This is a genomic window from Streptomyces sp. NPDC056734, from assembly GCF_042790455.1.
Taxonomy (GTDB): domain Bacteria; phylum Actinomycetota; class Actinomycetes; order Streptomycetales; family Streptomycetaceae; genus Streptomyces.
In genome coordinates, this window is sequence record NZ_JBHTZD010000005.1 from 273741 (window position 1) to 298073 (window position 24333).

A 24333-nucleotide genomic window follows, 5' to 3' on the forward strand; every position below is an offset into this window, starting at 1 on the left:
GAACCGGTGATTCGCGGGAGCGCTGGGGTGCGTGGGCTACGGGCGGAACCCGTCGGCACTGACACCTCGGATGAACCCTGCCCAGTCCTCCCGCGCAAACACCAGGACCGGGCCGGTGGGGTTCTTGCTGTCTCGGGCGGCGATTGAGCAGTCAACCGCGGCGACCTCTACGCACTGGCCTTCGCCGCTGCTGTAGCTGCTCTTGATCCAGTGGGCGCTGGCGAGAGAGTCGGGAGTGTTCACGCTGTCTCCAGTTGTCGAGTCTGCTCGGGCCTCGTCTTGACGAACCGGTGATTCGCGGGAGCGCTGGGGTGCGTGGGCTACGGGCGGAACCCGTCGGCACTGACACCTCGGATGAACCCTGCCCAGTCCTCCCGCGCAAACACCAGGACCGGGCCGGTGGGGTTCTTGCTGTCTCGGGCGGCGACCGCGCCTGGCAGGCTCGCGACCTCCACGCATTCGCCTTGGCCGCTGCTGTATGAGCTTATGAACCAGGCTGCGTCGGCAAGTTCGACGGCGGTGTTCATGCTGTCTCCTCTTCTCGCGTCAGGTCGTGCATCGCTGTCGCGATCAGGCTGAGCGAGTCGTCGGGGCTGAGTGCCAGCGCCCGCAGGGCGCTGAAGGTGTCGGTGTACAGGCTGATGTCGGCTTCGGATTCGAGGAAGACATCACCGGCCATCCCGTCGATGTACACGATCTCGTCCGCATCGGCGGCTGGGAAGCTGAGCAGGCTGAAGCTCCCCGGCATCCCGGGGTGCGCACCCACCGCGTACGGGATGATCTGCACGCCGATGTGCGGCTGCTTGGCGGCCACTTGTAGCCGCTGCATTTGCTCAACCATGACGGCGGGTCCGCCGACGCAGCGCCGTAGCGCGGCCTCATCGATGACCACCGTGAAGTCGAGGGGGTTGTCCTTGGTCAGCAGCGCTTGGCGTTCCATGCGCGCCTGTACGTGCTGGTCAATGTCCTTGGTGGTAGCCGATGGCCAGACGCCGGGGATCACAGCGCGCGCGTACCGCTCGGTCTGGAGCAGGCCCGGTATGAACAGGCTCTGATAGTTGCGGACCCCTGACGCCTCGGCCTCGAAGGCGATGTAGGCGGTGAGTTGTTCGCGCAGGTCGGAGTGGTAGGGACGCAACCACCCCGGCGTGTCTGCTCCCTTGGCGAGTTCGAGGATCTCGCTGCGGTCAGCGTCGCCGACCCGGTAGGTGTCCAGTATCGCGATCACGGTGCGCGGCTGGGGCGTCACGCGGGCGCTCTCGATGCGATAGAGCGTCGTGCGGCTGATGCCGGTCTGTTCGGTCACCTCCTCGTGGCTCAGCTCGGCGGCTTTCCGCAGCCGTCGCAGCTCTGCTGCCAGACGACGACGGCGGACCGTCGGCGGCTTCGCGGTCACGCTCACATCCCTTCATGCGCATGCGCGGGTCAGGGCCGAGTCTGGCTCACGCGGGGCCGGATCGCCAAGCTCCATCCCAAATGCAGCTGATGCATACGAACCAGTTGCACAGGACCCTGCTGCAAGGCCATGCTGTGGATCGGCGCGGCACTCACCGTGACGGGACCGTCGCTATGAGTCGACGCCGCTCTCAACGGGCGCAAGGCTCGCGGAGCGGCTCCGCATCACCGCCGTGCGCACATCGCGGCAGGTGGACCGCGCATTTGGGCGTGGCCCGGATCGTCTGGAAGGACCGACCCTTGACCCTCATCACGTATGTCCTTGACCGTCTGCTGCCCGGCAGCGGTCGCCGCAGGCTGTCGGCCTGCTCGCGGTGCCGGGAGGTGAGCGCGACATGGACCGGATGACGTACTGGTTCCAACACGCGGCCGAATCCAGGGCGGTGCCGTTCGGGCGGCAGTTCGCCGCCAACGCGCTGGACGACTGGGGCCTCGCCCACATGCGCGAGTCCGTGACCCTGATCGCCTCGGAGTTGCTGACCAACGCCGTGCGGGCCACCGGCACCATCGAGCCCGGCGTGACGTATCGGGACCGCGAGACTCTGCCACTCGTGGCGGTCCGGCTGCGCATGACCGGTGGGAAGCTGCTGGTCGAGGTCTACGACACCAGCCGCGTCCTGCCCAGGATGCGGACGCCTGAGTCGGATGCCGAGGACGGGCGCGGCCTGCCCCTGGTGACGCTGTTGAGCGAGCGCTGGGACTCGTACCACCACCCCTCGGGCGGCAAGGTCGTGTACGCGGTGATGCCTCTTGTGCGTCCGCCGGTGGAGGTCGCGGAGGCTGAGGCGAAGCCCCACCCGGAGCCGTTGCCGGGCCGGGTCTTAAATCCTCGCGGGGAGTCACGGGTTGGCCCCGATGCCGCGCTACTGACCCGGCTTGAGGGGCTGTTGGAGTGCAGACCGAGCCGCCTTGTGGCGCTCGGTCCGTGACGGCACGTCGCCGCCCCGGAGGTCGGTTGGCTTCCGGGGCGTCGGAGGGCGGCCACGCCTACCGCCACCGCGGACGGGGCTCCCGTACTCCCGTGCTCCCGAAGAGCGCGCCGACCACGACAGGAAGCCGCCGTGCCCGTCCCCCCACTCCCCTTACCCCCGGCGAAAGAGCCCCGTGCGCACCGAGCCGCCCGGCGGGCCGACCTGTCCGACCGGCGTGAAACAGGCCCCGCCATCGGGCAGGGCCTGTCGTCTCGATGGGCAGTGTCGTGGCCGACAGACAGCGGCTACGGTTTGCGGCCGGTCTGACGGCCCGGTCTCACTTCAGGTGCCGGGTGAAGAACTTGGCCGCGGCGTCCCCCGCGTGCTGAGGGACGCCGGTGTGCCCGCCCATGTTGGCGTTGAGGGTCTTCTCCTTGGAGCCGAAGGCGTCGAACAGGTCGAGGGCCGCCTGGCGGTCGTTCCCTTCGTCGTCCCATTGCAGCAGGACGTGCAGCGGAATGGTGACCTGGCGGGCCTCCTCGAACATGGTGCGGGGGACGAAGCTCCCGGCGAACAGAACGGCGGCCGAGATGCGCGGCTCGACCACCGCCAGCCGGGTGCCGAGGGAGATCACGCCTCCCGAGTAGCCGACCGGGCCGCCGATCTCGGGCAGCGACAGAAGGGCGTCCAGCGCGGCCTGCCATTCCGGGACCGCCCTGTCGACCAGGGGAAGGATCAGGGCGTCGATGATCTCGTCGCTGACCGGCTCGCCGGCCTCCATCGCCCGGCGCAGGTCGGCGACGGCCTGCTCGGCGGCGGGCCAACGGGGCCGGTCGCCGCTTCCGGGGAGTTCGATGGTGGCCGTGGCGAAACCGTCCGCCGCGGAGTGCCGGGCCCGGCCCGCCAGTCGGGGGTACATCTTGCGCAGCCCGAGGGGCGGGGGGCTGAGCAGGATCAGCGGCGCCGGTGCGGATACGGATGCGGATCCAGGCGTCCACAGGATGCCGGGAATCTCACCGAGGGTGAGTTCACGTTCGAGGACGCCGTCGTCATGGCGCTGCTCGGAGGTGAAATGCATGGTCGTGCCTTTCGGGAGTGCGCTGGAACGGCGCTCCCGGACGACCTACCGCCCGACCGTGACCCCGGAGGGGAGCACCCATGTCGATACAACGTTCACGGGTACCACCTCCTCGCTCTCTCGCACGGCCTCCGGGAAAGTAGCAGCGGCCGCCATGGGTCGCCAACGGGTTTTCGCGGAGGCCCCCGGCCGGAGCTGCTCGATCTGTCAGGCAGACACAAGCCCCCGGGCGCGGCAGAACCACAGCCGCATCGGCCCGATCGAACCCACACCCGACATAGACACCTGCTAGCGGCGGCCAGGCCGCCGCGCGTACTTGCAGCACGGCTGCCCCCTGCACCAGGACCCAGCCACTACAGCTGCCGATATGTCCAAATTTGCTCTACTCCAGCAGATTGCCGAACCGCGAAGCTGATCACCCACTGACGACCCGGAGGTCAAAAGGTCATGGCAACGGTGAAACCCTATGGACTCACCCGCATGAGGCCATTCCCCAAGCCCGCTGTGGTGGAGGGCCCGGTCACAGCGGTACTCGACCCGGACACTCAGACTGCGGTCTGGAACGGGTCTGATGAGCACGGCACGCCGACCCTGGACCGGCACAAGAGGAGCCAGACGGTCGCGGAGACGAAACCGAAGACCTCTCTGGACGGCGAAGCCAACGCCGACGAAGGCAACGATCAGGAAGGGGACCAGGATTGAACCCGTCGTCATCCGTTCTCGTCGTGACCCGCCTGGACGACTCCACCGCCGACCTCGTCCTCGAGGAACTGGCGCGGCGCCGGGTGCCCGTGGTCAGGCTCGATCCGGGAGACTTCCCCAGCGAGGTCACGGTGAAGGCGGGCCTGGATGAATCCGGGCTGGGCGGCACGATCGACACCACCACGAGATCACTCGCGCTGGACCATGTGCGCTCGGTGTACTGGCGCCGCCCCCGGCCGTACGCAGGCCCGCCGGGACTCGGCAGCGCGGAGAGCCAGTGGTGTGCCGAACAGGCCAGATACGGCCTCGGCGGCATTCTCGCGGCCCTTCTCCCCGAGTCGCACTACGTGAATCACCCATGGGCGAACCGGGCCGCGGAGTACAAGCCCGCGCAGCTCACCGCGGCGGCCCACTGCGGATTCCGCTTACCGCCGACACTGCTGACAAATGATCCGGCCGCGGCGCGCGACTTCGCGAGCGAGCACGGGCCGGTCGTCTACAAACCTCTCTACAACAGCAATTACGCCGACGAGGGCGGCCGGGGCCTGACCGTGTGGGTCGAGGAAGTCGCCCTGGACGACCTGGACACCGGTGTCGCGGCCACCGTGCACCTCTTCCAGCGGCGGGTGGCCAAAACCGCCGACGTCCGGCTCACCGCGGTCGGCGACAGACTCTTCGCCGTTCGCATCGACGGATCTCCCGGCCTCGACTGGCGCCGCCATTACGACGCCCTCCGCTACTCCTTGATCGAGCCGCCGCCGGACATCGCGAAAGCCGTGCACGCGTACCTCGCGCACTTCCGGCTGGCCTTCGGCGCCTTCGACTTCGGGCTCGACCAGGCCGGTGGCTGGCACTTCTACGAGTGCAATCCGAACGGGCAGTTCGCGTGGTTCCCCGACCCCATCACCGACCAGATCGTCAACGCGATCGCCGACCAGCTTCAGCAACCGGACCGAGGTCCTCGATGACGACCGCTTCCCCCCTCCGCCACCACCTCGCCGAAACCCTGGCTGCGAAAGGCCACCTGGCCGACCCGGCATGGCGCGCGGCCGTCGAAGACGTCCCCCGGGAACTCTTCCTCGGCGACACGGTGTTCCGCCCCGACGGCGCCCGCTGGGAGCCCGTCAGCCGCGCGGGCATCGGCGAGGATGCCTGGCTGCGCATGGTGTACTCCGACACCACCTGGGTCACCCAGGTCGACGGCATCACCGCCGACCGTGCCGAGGAGGCATTCCCCGGACGCCCGACCTCGTCCAGCACCCTGCCCTCCCTCGTCGTGGGAATGCTGGAGCTGGCCGACCTCCACGACGGAGACAAGGTCCTGGAGATCGGCACGGGAACCGGCTACTCCACCGCGATCCTGAGCCACCGGCTCGGCGATACCTCCGTGTACTCGATCGAGTACGACAAAGAAGTCGCCGCAGCCGCCGCACAGCACCTCGCCGCCTCGGGCCACTCGCCCCACCTCGTCGTCGGTGACGGCCTGGACGGGCATCACGAGGGCGGGGAGTACGGCACGATCATCGCGACGTGCGCGGTCCGTTCCATTCCTCCACCTTGGCTGTGGCAGCTCCAGGATGGAGGAAGCGTCGTCACCACCCTCAGCGGCTGGATGCTCGGCTCCGGCCTCATCCGACTCACCCTCGACGACGAAGGCGTGGCCCGTGGCCGGTTCACCGGCGGCCAGATCTCCTACATGCTCGCCCGGCCCCACGAACGCCCGCCCCGGCCCACGCTGTGGCGGCGCCCCGGCTTCGCTCGGCCTACCCAGGTGCCCCCGGACCTCCTGGACGACTGGACAGCCCTGTTCGTCGCCCAGCTCGCGGCCCCCTCCGCCGAACTGGTTCACATCGGCACCGACGTCGTACTGATCGACGTCGCCACCGGCTCGCAGGCGTGGACAGAACCCGATGGCGACGGATGGACGGTCCACCAGGACGGCCCGCTGCGCCTGTGGGACCAGGTCGAGGACGCGATCACCGTATGGCAGCGGGCGGGCGCCCCCGATCAGACCGCCTTCGGCATGGCCGTGACCGAAGAAGAGCAGATCGTCTGGCTCGGCAGTCCTGACGGACCGCACTGGCGCCTGCCGACCTGAACGTCGGCCTCCCCCGTGGCCGGCCTAATCGTCCGCCTCGCCCGGACCCGCGAGGTCCGCCACCACCGCCGCGTGGTCCGACGCCCACACCCCCTCCACCGGCCCGTCCGCCGCGCGGCGCACCGCGCGGACCCGGCCCAGGCCGTCGGGGCCGGGTGGGCCGACGTGGATGTAGTCGACGCGGGCGGGTGGGTAGCCGCCCGGGGCGACGTACGGATTCGCCGGGTCCCAGGTGGCCCAGGGGGCGCCTTGGTCGGCGTACTGCCAGGCGTCGTAGAAGGTCTGGCCGGGGACCGGCGGGGCGGTCACCTGGCCGCCGAAGAGGCGGATCTCGTCGGAGTCGGGGAAGGCGTTGAAATCGCCGGTGATGATGGGCGGGAAAGGGGTGTCCCCCCGGTGGGCGCGCACGAACTCCGCCAGGGCGGTCACCTGCCCCACCCGGACGGCCGAACCGTACGACGCGGAGGTGAGGTGGGTGGTGAAGAAGGGGACCTCGTACGAGGGGGTCGCGAGCCTCGTGTAGAGGGCGAGGCGGCCGTCGTCCAGGTCGGCGGGGGCGTTCAGGGGCAGCGTGGCCCGCTCCAGGACCGGCCAGCGGCTGAGGACCGCGACGCCCATGCCGACCCCCGGGTCACCGATCCGCCGCTGCCAGCGCTCGGGCGCGTGCGAGGGGGCGTAGACGGCGTGCAGGCCGAGTTCGCCGGCCAGCCATTCGGCGAGGTTGCCGTCGTCGGCGTCCCAGACCTCCTGGAGTCCCACGACATCCGGGCGCAGGTCCCGTAACGCGCCCAGGATCGCCTTCTGGCGGGCCTCCCAGGGCCCGAACCGCCACCACAGATTCCAGGTCATGACCCGCATGCCGCAGCCACCCGCTCTCAGCCACCCGTACCGGCGACCATTGAAGCAAGAGAGGTGGGTACACAGGGATGCGACGGACGGTACGTCCATCCGCGCGTGGCCGACCATTCACATCGACGTCAGGAGTTCGTCGCCATGGCCCAACCGTCGCCTTCTCCGTCCCGGCTCGCCGACCTCAGATTCCGCGCCGTCACCACCCTTCAGCGCCGGGTGGTGAATCCGCTCACTCGCCGGATGCCCGGTCAGATCCTGCTGGAGACCACGGGCCGGGTCTCCGGCCGGCCGCGCCGCACCCCGGTGGGCGGGCGCCGGGTCGGGGACTCCTTCTGGCTCGTCTCCGAGTTCGGCGAGCGGTCCCAGTACGTGCGTAACATCCGCGCCGATCCGCGCGTCCGGGTCCGGCTGCGGGGGCGGTGGCACGCGGGCACGGCGCATGTCCTGCCGGACGACGACCCGGTGGCGCGTCTGCGGACGCTGCCTCGGGGGAACAGTGCGGCGGTGCGGGTGGTGGGGGCGTCGTTGCTCACGGTGCGGGTGGATCTGGAGGGGTGAGGGCGGGGCGAGGGTCCGCCGTGGGCCATGTGATCGGCTCCAGCCATGGGAACCTCCCGGTCGAGTGATCCGTCCGGCCGGGGCAGAGGTCGTAAATGGGGCGAAGACGATGTGAGGGACTTGTGATGTACCGCGTGCCGGGTTGTGAGCGCCGTCTCTCACGCCTGACGTTTCCGCCCGGCGCAAGGCAAACTGACAGGGGTGTTCAGGATGTCTAGGGGGACGGGCGATGGACGGGGTACCGCCGCGGGTGCCGGCACAGCGGCGTCCGGACACGGGTGAGGCGGGCACGGCGGGGGGAGGGGACAGCGCCGAGGGGCCCGTCGACGCGGGCGGACCCGGCGGCGGGCTGCGGTTCGGGGTGCTCGGGCCGGTGCGGGCCTGGCGGGGTGAGGAGGCGCTGGCCACCGGGTCGCCCCAGCAACGGGCGCTGCTGGCCGCGCTGTTGCTGCGCGAGGGCCGTACCGCGACCGCGGCCGAACTGATCGACGCGCTGTGGGGCGAGGATCCTCCCTCGCAGGCGCTCGCCGCGCTGCGCACCTACGCCTCACGGCTGCGCAAGGTGCTCGATCCGGGGGTGCTGGTCAGTGAGTCCGGCGGCTACGCGATCCGCCGGATCGGCGCGGGCACCCTGGACCTGGCGGTGGCCCAGGAGCTGGCGGCACAGGCCGAGAAGGCGCGCGGCGCCGGGGATCTGCTCCATGCTCGGGACGTCCTCGGCCGGGCGCTCGCGCTGTGGGACGGCGAGCCGCTGGCGGGCGTGCCGGGACCCTACGCGGACGCCCAGCGGGTGCGGCTGGAGGAATGGCGGCTGCAACTGCTGGAATCCCGCCTCGACATGGACCTGGAGCAGGGCTGCCACGCGGAAGCGGTCTCCGAACTGACCGCGCTCACCGCCGCCCACCCCCTGCGCGAGCGGCTGCGCGAGCTGCTGATGCTGGCGCTGTACCGCAGCGGACGGCAGGCGGAGGCCCTCGCGGTGTACGCGGACACGCGCCGCCTGCTGCGCGAGGAACTGGGCGTCGATCCGCGCGCCGGGCTACGGGAGTTGCAGGAGCGGATCCTGCGCGCCGACCCGGCGCTCGCGGAGCCGTCGGCGCCGGTGGCCGGTCCGGCGACCGCCCCGGTGCGCCCGGCGCAACTCCCGGCGACGGTGCCGGACTTCACCGGCCGGGCCGGCTTCGTACAGGAACTGAGCCAGGTGCTCGGCGCGGCGGAGGGCCGGGTGATGGCGCTGTCGGCGGTCGCCGGGATCGGCGGGGTGGGCAAGACGACGCTGGCGGTGCATGTGGCGCACCGGTCGCGGGCGGTCTTCCCGGACGGGCAGTTGTACATCGACCTCCAGGGCGCGGGACCGCGAGCCGCCGAGCCCGAGGCGGTGCTGGGCGCCTTTCTGCGCGCGCTCGGCACACAGGACGCGGCGATCCCGGACACCCTGGAGGAGCGGGCGGCGCTGTACCGCTCGGTCCTCGACGGGCGGCGGGTGCTGGTGCTGCTGGACAACGCGCGGGACGCGGCGCAGGTCAGACCGCTGCTGCCGGGCACGGAGGGCTGTGCGGCGCTGGTCACCTCCCGGGTGCGGATGGTGGATCTGGCGGGCGCGCATCTGGTGGACCTGGATGTGATGTCCCCCGAGGAGGCCCTCGCCCTGTTCACGAAGATCGTGGGCGAGGAGCGGGTCCGCTCGGAGCGGGAGGCCGCGCTGGACGTGGTGGGGGCGTGCGGTTTCCTGCCGCTGGCGATCCGGATCGCCGCGTGCCGGCTCGCGGCCCGCCGCACCTGGACGGTCTCGGTCCTCGCGGCCAAGCTCGCGGACGAGCGCCGCCGCCTGGACGAACTCCGGGCGGGCGACCTGGCGGTGAAGGCCACCTTCGAACTCGGCTACGGCCAGCTCGAACCGGCCCAGGCCCGCGCCTTCTGCCTGCTGGGCCTGGCCGACGGCCCCGATATCTCGCTGGCCGCCGCGGCGGCCCTCCTGGACCTGCCGCCCGAGGACACCGAGGACCTCCTGGAGTCCCTGGTGGACACGTCCCTCCTGGAGTCGGCGGCCCCGGCCCGCTACCGCTTCCACGATCTCGTACGGCTGTACGCGCGGGACTGCGCCGAGCGGGGCGAGCAGCCGCCCGGCGAGCGGGAGCGGGCGATGTCGCGGGCGCTGGACTTCTATCTGGCGACGGCGGCGCGGATCTACGCCATGGAGCGGCCCGGCGACCGGCTGATGGACCACCTCGAACCCACCGCGTACGACGGGCTGTGCTTCGCCTCGGCCAACGCCGCCCTGGACTGGCTGTACACCGAGGGCGAGTGCCTGCTCGCCGCTGTCCGGCAGGCGGTCACAACGGACCGGCTGCGGCGCGGGGTCGATCTGCTGTGGGCGGCCAAGGACCTGGCCGAGTCGGGGGCCAACGCCCGTCAGTACGAGGCGGCGGCCGTCGCCGCGTGCGAGGCCGCGCGGGCCGCCGGGGATCCACGGGCGGAGGGCCGGGCGCGCACCACGCTCACCAACGCGCTGCTGGTCTCCGGCCGGATCCAGCAGGCCGCCGAACAGGCGCGGCTCGCCATGGAACGGGCGGTACAGGCCCAGGATCCCGCCGCGGCCAGCTGGGCGGCGAACGACCGCGGGCTGACCGCGATGCACGAGGGGCGGTTCCGGGAGGCCGAGGTCTTCTTCGAGGAGGCGATCCGTGGCTACCGGGGGTGGGACAACCGGGCCGGGGAGGCCACGACACTGTTCAACCTGTCCCGGGCGCATCTGGCGCTGGACGATGTCGCCAGGGCCGTGGAGATCGCCCGGTCCGGGCTCGCCGTGATGTCCGGGCTCGGCCGGACCATGCGGCTCGCCAACGGGCACTACGCGCTGGGGATGGCGCTGGCCAAGGCGGGCCGGACCCCGGACGCGCTCGCCCAGTTCGGCGACGCCGTGACCATCTTCGTCCACCACCGCCAGCGTCTGTGGGCGGGCACCACCCATTTCCGGATCGCCCAGACGCACCTGGCCGCCCGGCGTCCAGCGCAGGCCGCCCAGCACGCCGAGCAGTCCCTGGCCCTCGGCTGCATCGGCGGCGACCGGATACGCGGCAGGGTCCACACCCTCCTGGGGCGTGCCCTCGCCTCCCTCGGCGAGCTGGACCGCGCCCAGGTCTGCTGGCGGGAGGCGCTGCGGCTGTTCGAGGAGAACGGGGTGGCGGAGGCCGCCGACGTGCGGGCCCTGCTCACGCCGACGGCAGCGGCCTGAACAGGCCGTTCACCACGTCCGTACGGGCGTTCAGCATTCGTTTATCGCGCCCCGACATCCTCGTATCAGTCACGCCGCCGCGTCGGGGGGCAGGCGGCTTGACGGGGAGCCGACGCGCGTCACAGGTGCGGCTCCGAACGTCCGTCCGGCGGCCCTCGGGGGAGTTTCCGGGCGGACGTTCGTCCCTTTGCCCTCGTTCTTGCAGAGGAGTACGAATCGATGAGCGAGCAGCAGACCACCATCACGCCCGAGAACACCCAGGTGCCCGTTCCGCCCGTGGCGGTGGACGGGGCGACCGCCACGACGGACCAGCAACTGCCGTCGCCGGCCAAGGCGGAGGAACCGCCGGTCATCAAGGACAACCAGTACCCGTCCCCGCCGGCCAACCTGGACCTGACGCGCGACGGGAAGTAGACCACCACCTCGGCGGGGACGGCCCCGGGGGGGCGGAGGGGGCGCCGCCGCGGCCGGGACGGGGATGGGGGACGGGGGATGGGGACGGGGTGTCGAGGGGGGGCGGGCCGCGGGGGGGGGTGTCAAGGGGCGCGTCCCGGCCGAATCATGGCGGGACCGCGTCTCGCTCCTCGCCTCACCGGCCCCTCGTCGCTAGCGTCATCGCCGTCCGCAACTCCCCGCGGCAAGTGTCCTGTTCCAACTCCCTGTTCCAACTCCCTGCTCCAACCCACCGCTCCAATCCACCGCTCCAACCCACCGCTTCAACCCACCGCTCCAACCCACCGCTCCGAAGGAGCCGAAGTGAGCCTCACCCAGAAGATCCTCGCCACGTTCGCCCTGGTGCTGGGCGTCACCGCCGTCGCGGCGGGCCCTGCGCTCGCGGACAACAGCATGCCGGGCCCGAGGCCCATCACCACGGCGCGGTAGCGCGTCCGGCACGACCGGACTGACGGGGCCGAACCCGGGGGATCGGCCCCGTCCTGCTGTGCGCGCCCGGCTGGTGGGGCCGAGCTGTTCGGCGGGCGGCGGGCCGAGGGTTCCGGGTGCGGTGAGCGGGTCAGTCCATCCGTATCGCGTCGGGGCTGGAATCGACGAGCACACAGTCATCGACCCGGGAGGCGTAGGAGGCCCCGACGGACACCGACACACTCTTCGACGACTCGCCGGACACGGTGATGGTCTCCTCGCCGAGGTCGAGTTCCTCGCCCGCCGCGTCCCGGAAGCGGACCTCGACGTCGAACGCGGCCTCGCTGGCGTTCGGGTTCGTCACGTTGATGGTCGCGTGTGGCCACTTGTCGCTCGCGCAGGTCACCACGACGGCCGCTCCGTCCCTGAGCACGGTGGAACCGCCCGAGGTGGCACCGCCGGTCGTGGAGCCGGTCGTGGAGCCGGTCGTGGAACCCGTGGTGCCCCCGCTGGACGAGGAGGAACTGTCATGGTCCTGGCTGGAGTTACTGCACCCGCCGCTGCCGCTCTTGCCGCTCGTGCCCCCGGTCTTGTTCGAGAACCCCGTCAGCGTCAGCATCACGAGCACCGACACCGCTGTTAACTTGAGAAACTGCCCCCGTGCGAACATGTGAGCACCCTATAGGCGTACGAGTGGCCGCACACGCGGGTCGTGCGGACAGGGCGCAGCGTTCGCCATGGGAGCGATGACGACCGCTCGACTCCCGGTGACGAGGGCCGTCCGGCACCCCTTCCGAGCCCGGTACGACGGCCGCCCCGCGCTCCTCGCCGGAGCCCTGGGGACGCACCTCCGTACGTACTCGCCTCTCAGGCCGTCCGGGCGGTCCCCGTGCCCTTCTCGGCGTCCAGGGCGTAGACGCAGCGGTCCTTGCTGCACGCGTACACGATGCCGTCGCGCACCACCGGGGAGCCGGTGATCTCGCCGCCGGTGGCGAGCTTCCAGCGCAGCCGGCCGTCGTCGGCCTTGAGGGTGTAGAGCAGGTGGTCGGTGGAGCCGAAGTGGATGCGGCCCTCGGCGACCGAGGGGGCGCCGACGATGTCGCCGCCCGCCTGGAAGCGCCATTTGGGCGTACCGGTGACGGCGTCCAGGGTGTAGAGGCCGGTGCCGCTGCCGACGTGGACGTGTCCGGCGGCGACCAGGACGGGTTCGACCGAGGCGCGCGACTCGGTGGCGATGCGCCAGCGGTCGCGGCCGTCGGCGGCGTCGAGCGCGTACACCGTGCCGAGGTAGTCGGCGAGGTAGACACCGCCGCCGGTGACGGCGGGGCCGGGGGCGAAGGCGGGCGGGGAGAGGAAGACGGCGGGGGCCTCGAAGTGCCACTTCACATGGCCGCCCGCCACGTCGACGGCCAGCACCCGGGTGCCCGCGGAGAGGTACACGAAGCCGTCGGTGGCGTGGGTGATCCGGACCGGGACGCCGCCGCAGGAGGCCGCGTCGCCGATCGGGTACGACCAGCGCTCGTCGCCGGTGCGGGCGTCGAGGGCGCGCAGCCGGGCGTCCTGCCAGACATAGGCGGTGCCCTCGTGCAGGGCGGGGCCGGCCTCCGGGGACTCGAAGTCGGTCTGGGCGCCGGCCAGCTCCCACAGCTTCTGCCCGGTGGACGCCTCCCAGGCCTGGACGCCGCCGCCGCGGGTGCCGGTGAGGACGGTGCCCCGGTCGGCCTTGAGGGAGTACACCCACGCCTCGGTCTGGAGCCGCCACAGGTCGGTGCCGGTGCGGGCGTCGAGGGCGAAGAGCGTGGGCCCGTCGGAGGCGTGGACGCGGCCGTCGGCGACGGACATGGACCAGGCCACGTCCCGGGTCTTGAAGCGGCGCCGCCCGGTCGCCACGTCCAGGGCGTGCACCTCGAAGGAGGTGACGTAGACGAGGTCGCCGTCGACGGCCGGGGTGCCCCAGACGTCGTTGGACATCCGGAACCGCCAGGGCCGCCAGCCGCCACCGGCGGGATCGGTCGGCGCGGCGGTGGGCGCGGGCGGTGCGGACGGTACGGCGGACAGGGCGCCGTTGCCGCCGGGGCGGGCCCAGGAGGCGACCAGGCCGGCCTCGGGCGGGGGCGCCTTGACGGCGGCGGCGCGGGCGTCGGCGACCCGGGGGCCGGGCCCGATGGGTACGGCGGCCCCGGCGAGCCGCACCGGCCCGGCGTCGGGGGCACCGGCGGGGCCGGGCACGGGCGGGTGGGGCGGGACGGGCGGCGCGTGGGAGGGCACGGGCGGGACCGGTGGCGGACCCGGGGGGCGGCCCCCGGCGCTGCGTCCGCCGTGCGGGGCGGGTCTGACGGCGGGGCGGCCACCGCGCCGGGTCTCGATCAGGGTGACCGCCTTCTCGGGCAGCCAGGCCGAGGCCGTACCGCTGTCGTCGGAGCCGGAGCCGAACAGATGGGGCGCCAGCTGGGCCTGGAGGTCGGCGGGGCTGGGCCGGGCCGTGGCCTCCATCTGCATGAGGGACTCGATCAGCGGGCGCAGTTCCCCGGGCAGGCCCTCCAGGTCCGGGCCCTCGCGCAGCAGCATGAAGACCGTCTCGACCGGGTTGGCGCCGTGGAAGGGCGGGTGGCCGGTGGCGGCGAAGACGAGGGTGGAGCCGAGGGAGAAGACATCGCTGGCCCCGGTGACGGAACGGGAGTCCTTGGCCTGCTCGGGGGACATGTAGGCGGGGGTGCCGACGGCGACGTTCGTCATGGTCAGACGGGTGTTCGAGACACCGGAGGCGATCCCGAAGTCGATCACCCGGGGCCCGTCCTCCACGACCAGCACATTGGACGGCTTCAGGTCCCGGTGCACCAGCCCGGCGCCATGGATGGACTGGAGGGCCTCGGCGACCCCGGCGGCCAGCCAGCGGACCGCCTGGGCGGGCATCGGCCCGCAGTCGTTCACTATCTCTTCCAGCGAGGGCGCGGGTACGTACGCGGTCGCCAGCCAGGGCACCGCGGCCCGGGGGTCGGCGTCGACCACGGCGGCCGTGTAGAAGCCGGACACCGCGCGGGCCGCCTCGACCTCGCGCGTGAAACGGACCCGGAAGAGCTGGTCCTCGGCGAGTTCGGTGCGCACCGTCTTGATCGCCACGCGGCGCCCGGACGCCGAGCGCGCGAGATAGACCAGCCCCATGCCCCCCGCGCCCAGCCGTCCCAGCACCTCGAACGGACCGATCCGCCGCGGATCGTGCTGCGTCAGCTGATCCACCACTTGCCTGCCACCTCCCCGTACGAGCCGCGTCACCCACAACTGGACGCGACCGAAGTGCAGCGTCTCACCACCGCACCGCCATGGCGGCACGCACCCCGATTCTTCCTGTCCGGCGCCCAGGTTGCGAACCCGGTGACAAATCGGGGTGTCTCCGGCCTTTTATCGATATGAGGGGAGGAAGAACGGCCGATTCTCCGGGCCTCCCGGCTGCTCAGGCGCGGGCCGGAACGGCAAATCCGGAGGTCAGCGCTCCAGCAGCCGACGGTCAGCACCCCGGCTGCCAACGGTCAGCACTCAATCAGCAGCCGACGGTCAGCGCTCCAGCAGCGCGAAGAACGCCCCTTGGTCGTCGGTGACGATGCCCACGGTTCCGTACGAGGTCACGAACGGCTCGGCCTGCACCCGGCCGCCCAGCCGGGTCACCCGCTCCAGGCCCGCCGCGCAGTCCGGCACCCGGAAGTGGACCAGGAAATGCGGCGGCATGCCCTCGGCGAAGACATCGGCGACCGCCGCCCGCCCGAAGTCGGGCTCGGCGTCGGCGGCGAACAGGGCGTCGGCGAACAGCCCGCTGTAGAAGGCGTCGGCGGACCCGGGATCGCGGGCGTACAGCTCGACCCATGCGAACGTCCCCGGTTCGTGCCGCTTGCCGAACCCCTGGTGGCTGCCGGCCTGCCACAGCCCGAAAACGGCGCCCTCAGGGTCGGCGACCAACGCCCCGGTGCCCAGCCGCCCGGCCGCCAGCGGCGCGGAGACCAGCTGGCCGCCGGCGTCCCGGATCCGCCAGCCCAGCGCGGCCACGTCCGGGGTGGCGAAGAAGACCGTCCACACGGTGGGCATCCGCCCGTCCGCCTTGCGTCCCAGCCCGGCGACGGGCTCCCCGTCCAGCCGGGCCCACACCCCCGAACCGTCCGCCCGCTCCTCGAAGGACCACCCGAAAAGCCCACCGTAGAAGCGCCGGCCCGCCGCCACGTCGGGCAGCTGGGCGTCCACCCAGCACGGGACGCCCTCGGGGTACGCCTCTGGGTGCGCGGATCCACTGTTTTCGGCCATACCGCCAAACTAACGGCGACCCAGGCACCCCGCCCACCAGGAATAGCCCGCTCCGCACCCCCATGCACCCCATTTGCAGTCGGCCGAATCGCGCTCCGATCACCCGTCGGTAAGCTGACGGCATGACAGGACAAGTGCGTACCGTCGACGGCCGCGTGGCCGGCCGGCGTGGGCAGGCGACCCGGCAGAAGCTGCTCGACTGCCTCAGCGAGATGCTCAGCTCCTCCCCGTACCGGGACGTCAAAGTCATCGATGTCGCCCGGAAGGCGGGCACTTCGCCCGCGACGTTCTACCAGTACTTCCCGGACGTCGAAGGCGCCGTCCTGGAGATCGCCGAGCAAATGGCCGCCGAGGGCGCCGGATTGACCGAATTGCTCGCGGGCCGCTCGTGGGTCGGCAAAGCGGGGTGGCAGACCGCGCAGGAACTCGTGGACGGATTCCTGGAGTTCTGGCGCCGGAACGACGCGATCCTGCGGGTGATCGATCTGGGCGCGGCCGAGGGCGACAAACGCTTCTACAAACTCCGTATGAAGATCCTCAACTCCGTGAACAGCTCCCTGACCGACGCCGTCGCCGAGCTGAAGGCCAAGGGCCGGGTCGACAAGGACGTAAACCCGGCCGCCATCGCGGGCGCGATCGTCGCCATGCTCGCGGCGGTCGCCTCCCACCAGAAGGGCTTCCAGTCCTGGGGAGTAAAACAGGCCGAACTCAAGCCGAACCTGGCCCTGTTGGTCCACCTGGGCATCACCGGAAGAAAACCCACGAGGTAGCCTCCGGCCGGGTCGGAGACGGGGTCGTTCTCGTGGACGACGGTGTCCGCGCAGGGGACTTTCCCTTGGGGCCCGGTGGCCGTACGCAGGGGACTTTCCCTTGGGGCCCAGAGGCCAGACGCAGGGGGATTCCCCTTTAGGTCCCGGTGGTCAGACGCAGGGCACTTTCCCGTGGGCGCCGGAGGCCAGACGCAGGGCCGTTCCCTCGGGTGCCGGAGGCCAGACACAGGTGCCGGTCGGGGCATCGCCGCGTCTTTCAGGGGCGCGGGGAACTGCGCGAGCAACCACCCCCCACCCGCGGCCGCCCCCAGCCCCTCCACCACCACCACCGCGGCGCAGTCACTGACGATCACACCGTCCTGCTGCATCCGGGCGAGCCCACCCTCACACTTGGCCCAGCTGAACGCACCGGACGAGTCCGACCACCGCTTCGACGAGCCATCGAGGAACGGCACGCGAAGCCCCTGGGCAAGAAGCCATACGCCACCGTCAAGCACCCACTCAGCCAGGCGGCAGAGACTTGAGCCCCACTCACCGCCCCACTCACCGCCGCACTCACCGCCGCACCAGCCGAAACACCCGAAGCTCCCGCTCCACCCACCCCTGATACGAGGCATACGGCGGCCAGAACGCCACCAGCGCCCGCCAGGCCACGACCCGCTCCGCCCCGGTGAGAAGCCGCGCGGTGACCGGGATGTCGGTACCGCGCCAGTTGATCACGGCATCCGGATGCGCCCGCAGATTGCCGGTCCAGGCGGGATGATCGGGCCGCCCGTAGTTGGACCCGACGAGCAGCCACCCACCCCCACCCGCCCCGGCGCCCCCCTCCGGCATACAGACCAGCGGCGTCCGCCGCTCCAGCCCGCTGCGCGCCCCCTTGGCGGTGAGGATGAGGCTCGGCAGCAGCAGCCCGCTGAGCATGACCCTGCCACGGGTGACCCGGTGCACACCCCGGTCCACGGCGGGCAGCACGTACGGCGCCACCCGCGCGAACCCCCGACTGGACGCCACCCTCCGCACGGCCCGTACCGCGATGCCCGTCATACCGCCACCTGTCCTTCGAAGAGTCCGGCCCGTTCCGCGCCGGGTTCACGGGCCCGCAGAGCGACTGGTCACCGGCGACCCGCTCGAAGAAGAGATGGGCAACGTGCTCCCACCTGAAACCGATCCCGCTGGGTGTCGGGGAGTTTCACTCACCCGACCGGACTCGCGGCGGAACACTGGATGGCCACACACCGTTGTGACCCACAAGACAGTGACCCACAAGACAGTGACTCGCGACGACCCGATGACCCGATGACCCCTTTCAGCAGAGTGAGCCGTTGGAGGCGATCCGCACATGGCCCTGAGCCGCGAAGAGCGTGAGCAGTTCCTGGCACAACCCCACATCGCAGCGCTGGCGGTGGACGCAGGGGCGGGGCGCGCTCCGCTGACCGTGCCGATCTGGTACCAGTACACGCCGGGCGGTGACATCTGGGTCCTGACCGGCCTCACCTCCCGGAAGAACGAGCTGATCAGCGCGGCGGGCCGCTTCTCGCTACTGGTCGACCAGACGGACCCGACGGTCCGCTATGTCTCGGTGGAGGGCCCGGTCGTGGAGACGAAGGCGGCCACGATCGAGGACCTCCGCGAGGTCTCGGCCCGCTACCTGCGGCCCGAGAAGGTGGAGGAGTACGTCGACTTCTCGTGGAAGAACCACGGAGAGATGGTCGTCCTCACGATGCGCCCGGAGCGGTGGGTGTCGTCGGACCTCGGCGCGATCTGAGGCAGGGCGACGGGGTGAGCGGGCGGGGGCATAGGAGTATCGCCCCATGAAACAGGAACCAGAACCGACCCCAGCACTGAAACCAGCCCCAGAAACAGAAGCAGCACCGGAGTCAGAACCGGAAGCAGCACCGGAATCAGCACCGGAATCAGCACCGGATCTCCAGGAGCTGCTGAAGTCCCTGCGGGTGTGGGACCCGAAGCTGACCACCCTGCTCCCGTTCACCCCGGACACCGCCCCGGCGGCCCCCCTCCCGCTCTTCGCGACCTGGTTCGCGGAGGCGGTGGGGGCGGGCCAGCCGGAGCCGCACACCCTGTCGCTGGCCACGGTGGACGACCGGGGCCGTCCCGACGTCCGTACGGTGATGCTGCACGGCGCCGATGCGGACGGCTGGTCCTTCGCGACCCACTCGACCAGCCGCAAGGGCCAGGACCTGGCCGTCACCCCGTACGCGGCGCTCGGCTTCTACTGGCCGGTGCTGGGCCGCCAGGTCCGGGTCCGGGGCCCGGTGACACCGGCGCCCCCGGAGGAGAGCCGGACCGACCTGCACGCCCGCTCGACGGGCGCGCTGGCGGCGGCGCTGACGGGCCACCAGAGCGAGATCCTGCCGTCCCTGGCGGACCTGGAGCGCAGGTCGCAGGAGTCCTGGGCGCTCGCCGAGTCGTCCCCCGCCGCCCCGGCCCCGACCTGGACCCTCTACCGACTCCGGCCGGACGAGGTGGAGTTCTTCCAGGGCGACGCGGAGCGCAGACACGTACGGCTGCGGTACCGGAGGGAGCGGGACCCGCAGCGAGCCGGGGAGCGCGGGGAGGGCTGGAGCAGGCAGCTGCTGTGGCCGTAGGAATCCACCGAGGCGAAAACCACCCCATGGTCGTCATCGTCCATGTCCATGTCCATGTCCGTGTCCACGGCTCTTGCGCCCCTGCTTGTGGGAAGAACTGCCGCCCTCGCTCCGGGACGCGCCCTCCTGCTTGGATTCGCGCTGTCGGCCGCTTCCCCGCGTGGGAGAGAAATTCTGGGTCGCCTGGGCGAGAGCGGCATTCTGATCCCCGGAAGGCCCGGCTTCGCTCTGGTAGGGGGCGGGTGCCACGAGGTAGCTGTAGCGAAATTCGTAGGCATGGACGTGCGGTGCGCGACCGGGCCGCGCGGGCTGGCACTGGAGCGCATAGTAGGCATCGGGGTCCCGAGGCAGGTGGGCGAGAAAGTTCGCCCGCGAGTTCTCCCTCCCGAGGCTCTGCATGATCTGCCCGTGCAGCTGGATGTTCTCGAACTCGATCATCTCCATCTGATACCCGAAGTACCGCGCCGCCGGCGTCCCCGCCGCCGCGGCCCACTCCTCGACCTGGCCCGACAGCGCCCACTGCTCCCACTCCTGACGTTTGCCGTCGGCCGCGGCATTGAGGAGTTCGAACACGGCGGTCCCCATCAACCGGCTCTCGTTCTCCTTTCCTTTGACATCCTTGTGGTCCGGATTGATGGTTACCTTGCGCGTCTCCCCGTTCCACTGCGCAGCGCCACCCTTTTCATGGGTGCCGAACCGTACGATGAGTTCGCCGGCGCTTTCGAGAGCCGCCTGGAATTCGGGCACCCGGGCCCGCACATTTTCCACGTAGCCGGCGATCTTATCCATCTTCTTGGTGTGCTCAGCGGCCAGAAAGACAACGCCTTCGACCTGGCCTCGATAGGACCCGTCGGAGGAATCGGAGGAGGGCGATCCATAGGCCAGATCGGAGTTGTATTCGTCGCTCACAAGTCGTCACCCTTCAGCTGTGCGTCCTGGCACGCGGGCACGGCCCAGCCGCCGACGACCTACCGCACAGGCCGACCAGCCCGCTCCTTCCACAACGCCCCGACCACACAGGCCAGTTCACCCAAAAAATATCTGACGATGCGTCAGATCCCTGATGGACCAATCCCCCGGACCCATCCGGCGGCTCTCCGCAAGGTCCGGGAACCACCCGGAAAACCACGCCACCATCGACCCACATCCGACCCACATCCGACGCACTGCCCACTCACTGGCAATTCCGGACAACAAACCGGAACCAGTCCTACACAAATCACGCCATCCGTGACCAACCCGCAATCAATTCCGGTCTTGACCGAGACCCATCAACCCAAGGGGTGATTACGCTCCGACCATGTCCGACCCCACAGCGCCCGCCACCGCCGCGCACGACCCCGCACCGCACTCCACGCCACCCACCGAGCCACACCCCGAGCCGGACCCGCAGGAGGGCCCGGCCCAGGACCCTCAGCCGGAGTTGGCGCCGGAGTCGGAGTCTCCGCCGGAGTCAGACCCGGGCCCGCACCCGCACCCGCACCCGGAATCACCCCAGCCCCCAGCCTCAGCCCCCACCCCTGCCCCCACCCCCACCCCGGCATCAGCCCCCCGCACCTCCGCCCAACCCCCCGACCGCCCCGTCTACGTCATCGGCGGCGGCCCCGGCGGACTCGCCGCCGCGTATGCGCTACGGGCCCGGGGCGTACGGGCCGTGGTGCTGGAGCGATCCGACCGTGTGGGCGCGTCCTGGCGGGCGCACTACGACCGGCTGCACCTGCACACCACCCGGCGGCTCTCCGCCCTCCCCGGGCTGCCGATGCCGCGCAGGTTCGGCCGCTGGGTCTCGCGGGACAACGTCGTGCGCTATTTGGAGAAGTACGCCGAGCACCACGAGCTGGAGATCGTCACCGGCGTCGAGGTCTCCCGCGTCGAACCCGCCCCCGATGGCACCGGCTGGCTGCTGCACGCCACCGGCGGGCGCGAACTGACCGGCTCGGCCGTCGTCGTCGCCACCGGCTACAACCACACCCCCCGCCTCCCTGACTGGCCCGGCCGCGACACCTTCACCGGCCGCCTCCTGCACGCCGCCGAGTACCGCGACCCCGCCCCGCACACCGGCCACGACGTCCTCGTCGTCGGTGTCGGCAACACCGGCGCCGAGATCGCCGTCGACCTGGTCGAGGGCGGCGCCGCCCGGGTACGGCTCGCCGTGCGCACCGCGCCGCACATCCTCCGCCGCTCCACCGCCGGCTGGGCCGCCCAGTACACCGGTGTGCTGGTACGCCGGCTGCCGGTCGGGCTGGTGGACCGGCTCGCCCGGCCGCTCGCCAGGCTCAGCGTCCCCGACCTGACGGCCCACGGCCTGCCCCGCCCCGGCACCGGCCTGTACAGCAGGGTCCGCGAGGGCGCGATCCCGGTCCAGGACGTCGGCCTGATCGACGCCGTCCGCAAGGGCAGGGTCGAGATCGTGGCCGCCGTCGACGGGTTCGAGGGCGCGGACGTCCTGCTGACCGGCGGCGAACGGATCTCCCCGGACACCGTCATCGCCGCCACCGGCTACACCCGCGCCCTGGAAGGTCTCATCGGCCACCTGGACGTCCTGGACGACCGAGGCAGCCCCATCACCCACGGCTCCCGCACCCCCCGCAACGCCCCCGGCCTCTACTTCACCGGATTCACCAACCCCATCAGCGGCAACCTCCGCGAAATGGCCCTGGACGCCCAGAAGATCGCCAAGTCAATCGCGGAGAACCAAGCACTACGGGTGTCCCGAGTGGTGAGGTGACGGCCCCGGCCACCCACCACCCGCACCTCTGGCTCGCCTGCGGCAAGCAGCAGCGTCCCGGGGCCACCGTCCACGGCCGCGCGGTCATCGGTGCCTCGGACGCCGAGGGGCGCCCGAACACCGGTGTCGTCACCCGGCAGTTGACCGGCTGGGCGGAGCGGGTGGGCGCCCGGCTCGGCCCACGCCTGGGCCGACCACCTGGCCACGGGCCCCACCCGTGCCCTCGCCCTCACCAAGCAGCTCGTCACCGCCCCCCTCGACACCGCCTTCACCACCTTCACCGCCGAGGCCGCCGCACAGGAGTCCAACGTGACGACCCGCGACGCGAAAGAGGGCGTGACGAGCTTCGTGGAACGGCGCGGACCGGCGTTCGAGGGGCGGTGACGGCCGGACGCCGTCACCGCCGGCTCACCGTCAGTCGCCCGGCACCAGAATCCGCAACTCCCCCGCGTCCGGGTCCCCGAAGCGCACGAACAGCTCCGGCTCCCGTTCCGTCCCGCCGATCGTCCAGTACGTGTCCTGCCCACAGGTGCTGTCTAGCCGTACGACCACACCGTCCCGTGCGGCGGCCGACGCACCGCCGGATGTGTCGTGGCGCCCTTCGCGATCGAGCAGCCAGGTCCCGGCACCGGCGCAGCGCACGAATTCGGTGCGCCCGACGGATATTCCCGAGTCAGCGTCGATGTCGAGGCCCGGTTCGGCGGGCAGCGCGGTGAGTTCGGCCCGTCCCGAGGAGTCGAGCCTGAGCACCGCGCCGTCGTCGCCATGCCACTCGCCGGTCAGATCGGCGACGGACAGGACAGGGGGTTCGTACTCCTCGATCAGGCCGGTGACCGTGGCGAGCAGTCCTGCGAGAAGGGCGGCCACCAGGAGCAGCGGTGCGGCGAGGGCCGCGCCTCCCCAGCCGCCGAGGAACCTCAAGGGCTGCCGACCCACCCGCGCGCGCCTGCGCGCGCACGCCACCGCCAGCGCGGGCAGGACGCCCAGCGCCGCCAGGGACGGGGCCGTCGGCACGAACGGCCAGTCCCACATCAGGGCGGTCACCGCGGCCCAGAACACGCCGAGGAGCACGGCGCCCAAGAGGTGCCGTACGCGGCGGGGTCCGGGTGCGAGACGCGCCAGGACGGTGGCCGGCAGGGTGTGCAGGACGGCGTGCAGCATGCCCAGCACCGGCAGGTACAGCGGGGCGAGGACGAAGAGGCACAGCAGCCCGAAAGCGCCGCCGCCATAGCCGCCGTTGTAGTCGTCGGCGACCGTGGAGGCGACGATCCACCAGAGCGTGAAGGCGCCCGGCAACTGTGCGGCACCGGCCGCGGCGGCCACGGACATGTCCTCCTGGGACCACAGCCCCACACGGACAGCCGGTCCGGCATCGGCCCCCTTGCCGTCCGCCTCCTTGCCGCCCGACCCCTTGGCATCCCGCCTCATGGCGTCCCACCCCCTGGCAGGAGCGTAGGTGAGCGCCACAGGGACCTCCGATCCGCCCTGAGCCCCGCCGCGAGGGCCGCGAACCGCAGATCTCGATACACCTCCTCCCCCCCCCATCTGGCATACCGTCAGTCTCAATGAAGGGCACGAGGGGACACGCAGGAATGGCCGCAGCCGCCGTGCGATACCCGGCCACGCCACCACGGCCCATCCAGGCGCCGCCCCGCCCTCTGGAGCCGCTGCCCCGGCCCGGGTTGCGGTGTGTCGGTGCGGATGAGCGGGCGCCGGTGGATCGGGCCGAATTCCGGCGGGTGCTCGGGAACTTCGCGTCGGGCGTGACCGTTGTCACCTCACCCGCCGCCGATGGCGAGACCGGTCCCGCCGGGTTCGCCTGCCAGTCCTTCAGCTCCCTCTCCCTAGACCCGCCCCTCGTGGTCTTCCTGGTGGGCCGTACATCGACCACATGGCCGCGCATCGCCCGCGCGGGCGTGTTCTGCGTGGTCTGCCCCGCTTGGGGGCCGGGGGACGCCATGAGGTCACCTCCTCGGCCGACAGACCGAGACGGGTGAGCTGTTCGGTGCAGAGGCGCCGGAGGGCTTCCTCCTACGCTCCTTCGCCCTCGCACGTGCTTTCGGGCTCCGCGCGACCCAGGGACAGCAACTCCGCCATCGCGGCCTTTCTCTTCTGGACCGCCAGACACCGGCTGCCCACCGTGAGCGCGCCACCGGTGCCCTCGCTATGGGCGGGGTGACCTTCTTCAG

At 71.4% G+C, this 24333-nt stretch carries 23 protein-coding genes and 2 pseudogenes; 14 read left to right on the forward strand and 11 right to left on the reverse strand.

Annotated features, from left to right (window positions below):
* Window positions 1–36: 36 nt before the first annotated feature.
* From ACFRFC_RS09595 to ACFRFC_RS09605, 3 genes are all read right to left on the reverse strand, one after another.
* A complete protein-coding gene (locus ACFRFC_RS09595; RefSeq protein WP_383112603.1) occupies window positions 37–243 on the reverse strand; it encodes a DUF397 domain-containing protein in 207 nt (68 codons plus the stop codon).
* A 77-nt stretch (window positions 244–320) separates the two neighbouring features.
* Window positions 321–527 carry a DUF397 domain-containing protein gene (locus tag ACFRFC_RS09600; protein WP_382684345.1) on the reverse strand — a complete coding sequence of 69 codons (207 nt, stop codon included), beginning with the start codon at window positions 525–527 and terminating at the stop codon, window positions 321–323.
* Entirely contained in the window at window positions 524–1396 is an 873-nt protein-coding gene (locus ACFRFC_RS09605) for a helix-turn-helix transcriptional regulator (RefSeq protein WP_382684342.1), read from the reverse strand. The genes ACFRFC_RS09600 and ACFRFC_RS09605 overlap by 4 nt, the downstream gene beginning before the upstream one ends.
* A 394-nt stretch (window positions 1397–1790) precedes the next feature.
* Here ACFRFC_RS09605 and ACFRFC_RS09610 point away from each other — a divergent pair, with 394 nt between their 5' ends.
* Window positions 1791–2384 carry an ATP-binding protein gene (locus ACFRFC_RS09610; RefSeq protein ID WP_382684339.1) on the forward strand — a complete coding sequence of 198 codons (594 nt, stop codon included), beginning with the start codon at window positions 1791–1793 and terminating at the stop codon, window positions 2382–2384.
* A 319-nt stretch (window positions 2385–2703) separates the two neighbouring features.
* On the opposite strand, the gene ACFRFC_RS09615 is transcribed toward ACFRFC_RS09610, so the two are convergent.
* Window positions 2704–3444: an alpha/beta hydrolase gene (locus ACFRFC_RS09615; RefSeq protein ID WP_382684336.1), complete on the reverse strand. Its 741-nt coding sequence runs from the start codon at window positions 3442–3444 to the stop codon at window positions 2704–2706.
* A 447-nt stretch (window positions 3445–3891) separates the two neighbouring features.
* Here ACFRFC_RS09615 and tgmA point away from each other — a divergent pair, with 447 nt between their 5' ends.
* The 3 genes from tgmA to tgmC are packed head-to-tail and all read left to right on the forward strand — an operon-like array spanning window position 3892 to window position 6244.
* Window positions 3892–4146 carry a putative ATP-grasp-modified RiPP gene (gene tgmA / locus ACFRFC_RS09620; RefSeq protein ID WP_382684334.1) on the forward strand — a complete coding sequence of 85 codons (255 nt, stop codon included), beginning with the start codon at window positions 3892–3894 and terminating at the stop codon, window positions 4144–4146.
* A gap of 23 nt (window positions 4147–4169) precedes the next feature.
* Entirely contained in the window at window positions 4170–5114 is a 945-nt protein-coding gene (tgmB, locus tag ACFRFC_RS09625; protein WP_382684332.1) for an ATP-grasp ribosomal peptide maturase, read from the forward strand.
* Window positions 5111–6244 carry an ATP-grasp peptide maturase system methyltransferase gene (gene tgmC / locus ACFRFC_RS09630; RefSeq protein ID WP_382684330.1) on the forward strand — a complete coding sequence of 378 codons (1134 nt, stop codon included), beginning with the start codon at window positions 5111–5113 and terminating at the stop codon, window positions 6242–6244. The genes tgmB and tgmC overlap by 4 nt, the downstream gene beginning before the upstream one ends.
* Before the next feature lie 24 nt (window positions 6245–6268).
* Here tgmC and ACFRFC_RS09635 read toward each other — a convergent pair whose 3' ends face one another.
* Window positions 6269–7102, reverse strand: coding sequence for an endonuclease/exonuclease/phosphatase family protein (locus ACFRFC_RS09635; RefSeq protein ID WP_382684328.1), 834 nt, complete (start codon window positions 7100–7102; stop codon window positions 6269–6271).
* 135 nt (window positions 7103–7237) lie between these two features.
* Here ACFRFC_RS09635 and ACFRFC_RS09640 point away from each other — a divergent pair, with 135 nt between their 5' ends.
* From ACFRFC_RS09640 to ACFRFC_RS09655, 4 genes are all read left to right on the forward strand, one after another.
* Entirely contained in the window at window positions 7238–7654 is a 417-nt protein-coding gene (locus ACFRFC_RS09640) for a nitroreductase/quinone reductase family protein (RefSeq protein WP_382684326.1), read from the forward strand.
* Window positions 7655–7883: 229 nt separating this feature from the next.
* Entirely contained in the window at window positions 7884–10889 is a 3006-nt protein-coding gene (locus tag ACFRFC_RS09645; RefSeq protein ID WP_382684325.1) for a BTAD domain-containing putative transcriptional regulator, read from the forward strand.
* Window positions 10890–11108: 219 nt separating this feature from the next.
* Window positions 11109–11303 carry a hypothetical protein gene (locus ACFRFC_RS09650; protein WP_382684323.1) on the forward strand — a complete coding sequence of 65 codons (195 nt, stop codon included), beginning with the start codon at window positions 11109–11111 and terminating at the stop codon, window positions 11301–11303.
* 342 nt (window positions 11304–11645) lie between these two features.
* Entirely contained in the window at window positions 11646–11771 is a 126-nt protein-coding gene (locus ACFRFC_RS09655) for a hypothetical protein (RefSeq protein ID WP_382684320.1), read from the forward strand.
* Between the two features lie 130 nt (window positions 11772–11901).
* Here the strand turns inward: ACFRFC_RS09655 and ACFRFC_RS09660 are convergent, their stop codons facing one another.
* The 3 genes from ACFRFC_RS09660 to ACFRFC_RS09670 form a co-directional block, all read right to left on the reverse strand.
* Window positions 11902–12384 (reverse strand): hypothetical protein, encoded by a 483-nt coding sequence (locus tag ACFRFC_RS09660; protein WP_382684317.1) that lies wholly within the window; start codon window positions 12382–12384, stop codon window positions 11902–11904.
* A gap of 233 nt (window positions 12385–12617) precedes the next feature.
* Complete coding sequence (locus ACFRFC_RS09665) at window positions 12618–14990, reverse strand: PQQ-binding-like beta-propeller repeat protein (protein ID WP_382684314.1); 2373 nt, start codon at window positions 14988–14990, stop codon at window positions 12618–12620.
* A 312-nt stretch (window positions 14991–15302) separates the two neighbouring features.
* The gene (locus ACFRFC_RS09670) at window positions 15303–16040 is read right to left on the reverse strand and encodes a VOC family protein (RefSeq protein ID WP_382684312.1); all 738 of its coding nucleotides are present in this window, start codon (window positions 16038–16040) and stop codon (window positions 15303–15305) included.
* Between the two features lie 134 nt (window positions 16041–16174).
* Between ACFRFC_RS09670 and ACFRFC_RS09675 the strand changes: the two genes are divergently transcribed.
* Window positions 16175–16810 carry a TetR family transcriptional regulator gene (locus tag ACFRFC_RS09675; protein ID WP_382684503.1) on the forward strand — a complete coding sequence of 212 codons (636 nt, stop codon included), beginning with the start codon at window positions 16175–16177 and terminating at the stop codon, window positions 16808–16810.
* 555 nt (window positions 16811–17365) lie between these two features.
* Here the strand turns inward: ACFRFC_RS09675 and ACFRFC_RS09680 are convergent.
* Complete coding sequence (locus ACFRFC_RS09680; RefSeq protein ID WP_382684309.1) at window positions 17366–17854, reverse strand: nitroreductase/quinone reductase family protein; 489 nt, start codon at window positions 17852–17854, stop codon at window positions 17366–17368.
* Between the two features lie 295 nt (window positions 17855–18149).
* Between ACFRFC_RS09680 and ACFRFC_RS09685 the strand changes: the two genes are divergently transcribed.
* Entirely contained in the window at window positions 18150–18575 is a 426-nt protein-coding gene (locus tag ACFRFC_RS09685) for a pyridoxamine 5'-phosphate oxidase family protein (protein ID WP_382684306.1), read from the forward strand.
* A 46-nt stretch (window positions 18576–18621) separates the two neighbouring features.
* On the forward strand, window positions 18622–19416 hold the full coding sequence (locus ACFRFC_RS09690) for a pyridoxal 5'-phosphate synthase (protein ID WP_382684302.1): 795 nt from the start codon (window positions 18622–18624) through the stop codon (window positions 19414–19416).
* Window positions 19417–19449: 33 nt separating this feature from the next.
* Here the strand turns inward: ACFRFC_RS09690 and ACFRFC_RS09695 are convergent, their stop codons facing one another.
* Complete coding sequence (locus ACFRFC_RS09695) at window positions 19450–20325, reverse strand: hypothetical protein (RefSeq protein WP_382684299.1); 876 nt, start codon at window positions 20323–20325, stop codon at window positions 19450–19452.
* 391 nt (window positions 20326–20716) lie between these two features.
* Here ACFRFC_RS09695 and ACFRFC_RS09700 point away from each other — a divergent pair, with 391 nt between their 5' ends.
* Together ACFRFC_RS09700 and ACFRFC_RS09705 are read left to right on the forward strand one after the other, a co-directional pair.
* The gene (locus ACFRFC_RS09700; RefSeq protein ID WP_382684296.1) at window positions 20717–22144 is read left to right on the forward strand and encodes a flavin-containing monooxygenase; all 1428 of its coding nucleotides are present in this window, start codon (window positions 20717–20719) and stop codon (window positions 22142–22144) included.
* A gap of 174 nt (window positions 22145–22318) precedes the next feature.
* Window positions 22319–22528, forward strand: a pseudogene (locus tag ACFRFC_RS09705) (enoyl-CoA hydratase-related protein); the annotation flags it as partial.
* Between the two features lie 30 nt (window positions 22529–22558).
* On the opposite strand, the gene ACFRFC_RS09710 reads toward ACFRFC_RS09705, so the two are convergent.
* Window positions 22559–23572: a hypothetical protein gene (locus ACFRFC_RS09710; protein WP_382684295.1), complete on the reverse strand. Its 1014-nt coding sequence runs from the start codon at window positions 23570–23572 to the stop codon at window positions 22559–22561.
* Between the two features lie 164 nt (window positions 23573–23736).
* On the opposite strand from ACFRFC_RS09710, the pseudogene ACFRFC_RS09715 reads away from it, so the two are divergent.
* Window positions 23737–24072 (forward strand): annotated as a pseudogene (locus ACFRFC_RS09715) (flavin reductase family protein); the annotation flags it as partial.
* Between the last annotated feature and the right edge of the window lie 261 nt (window positions 24073–24333).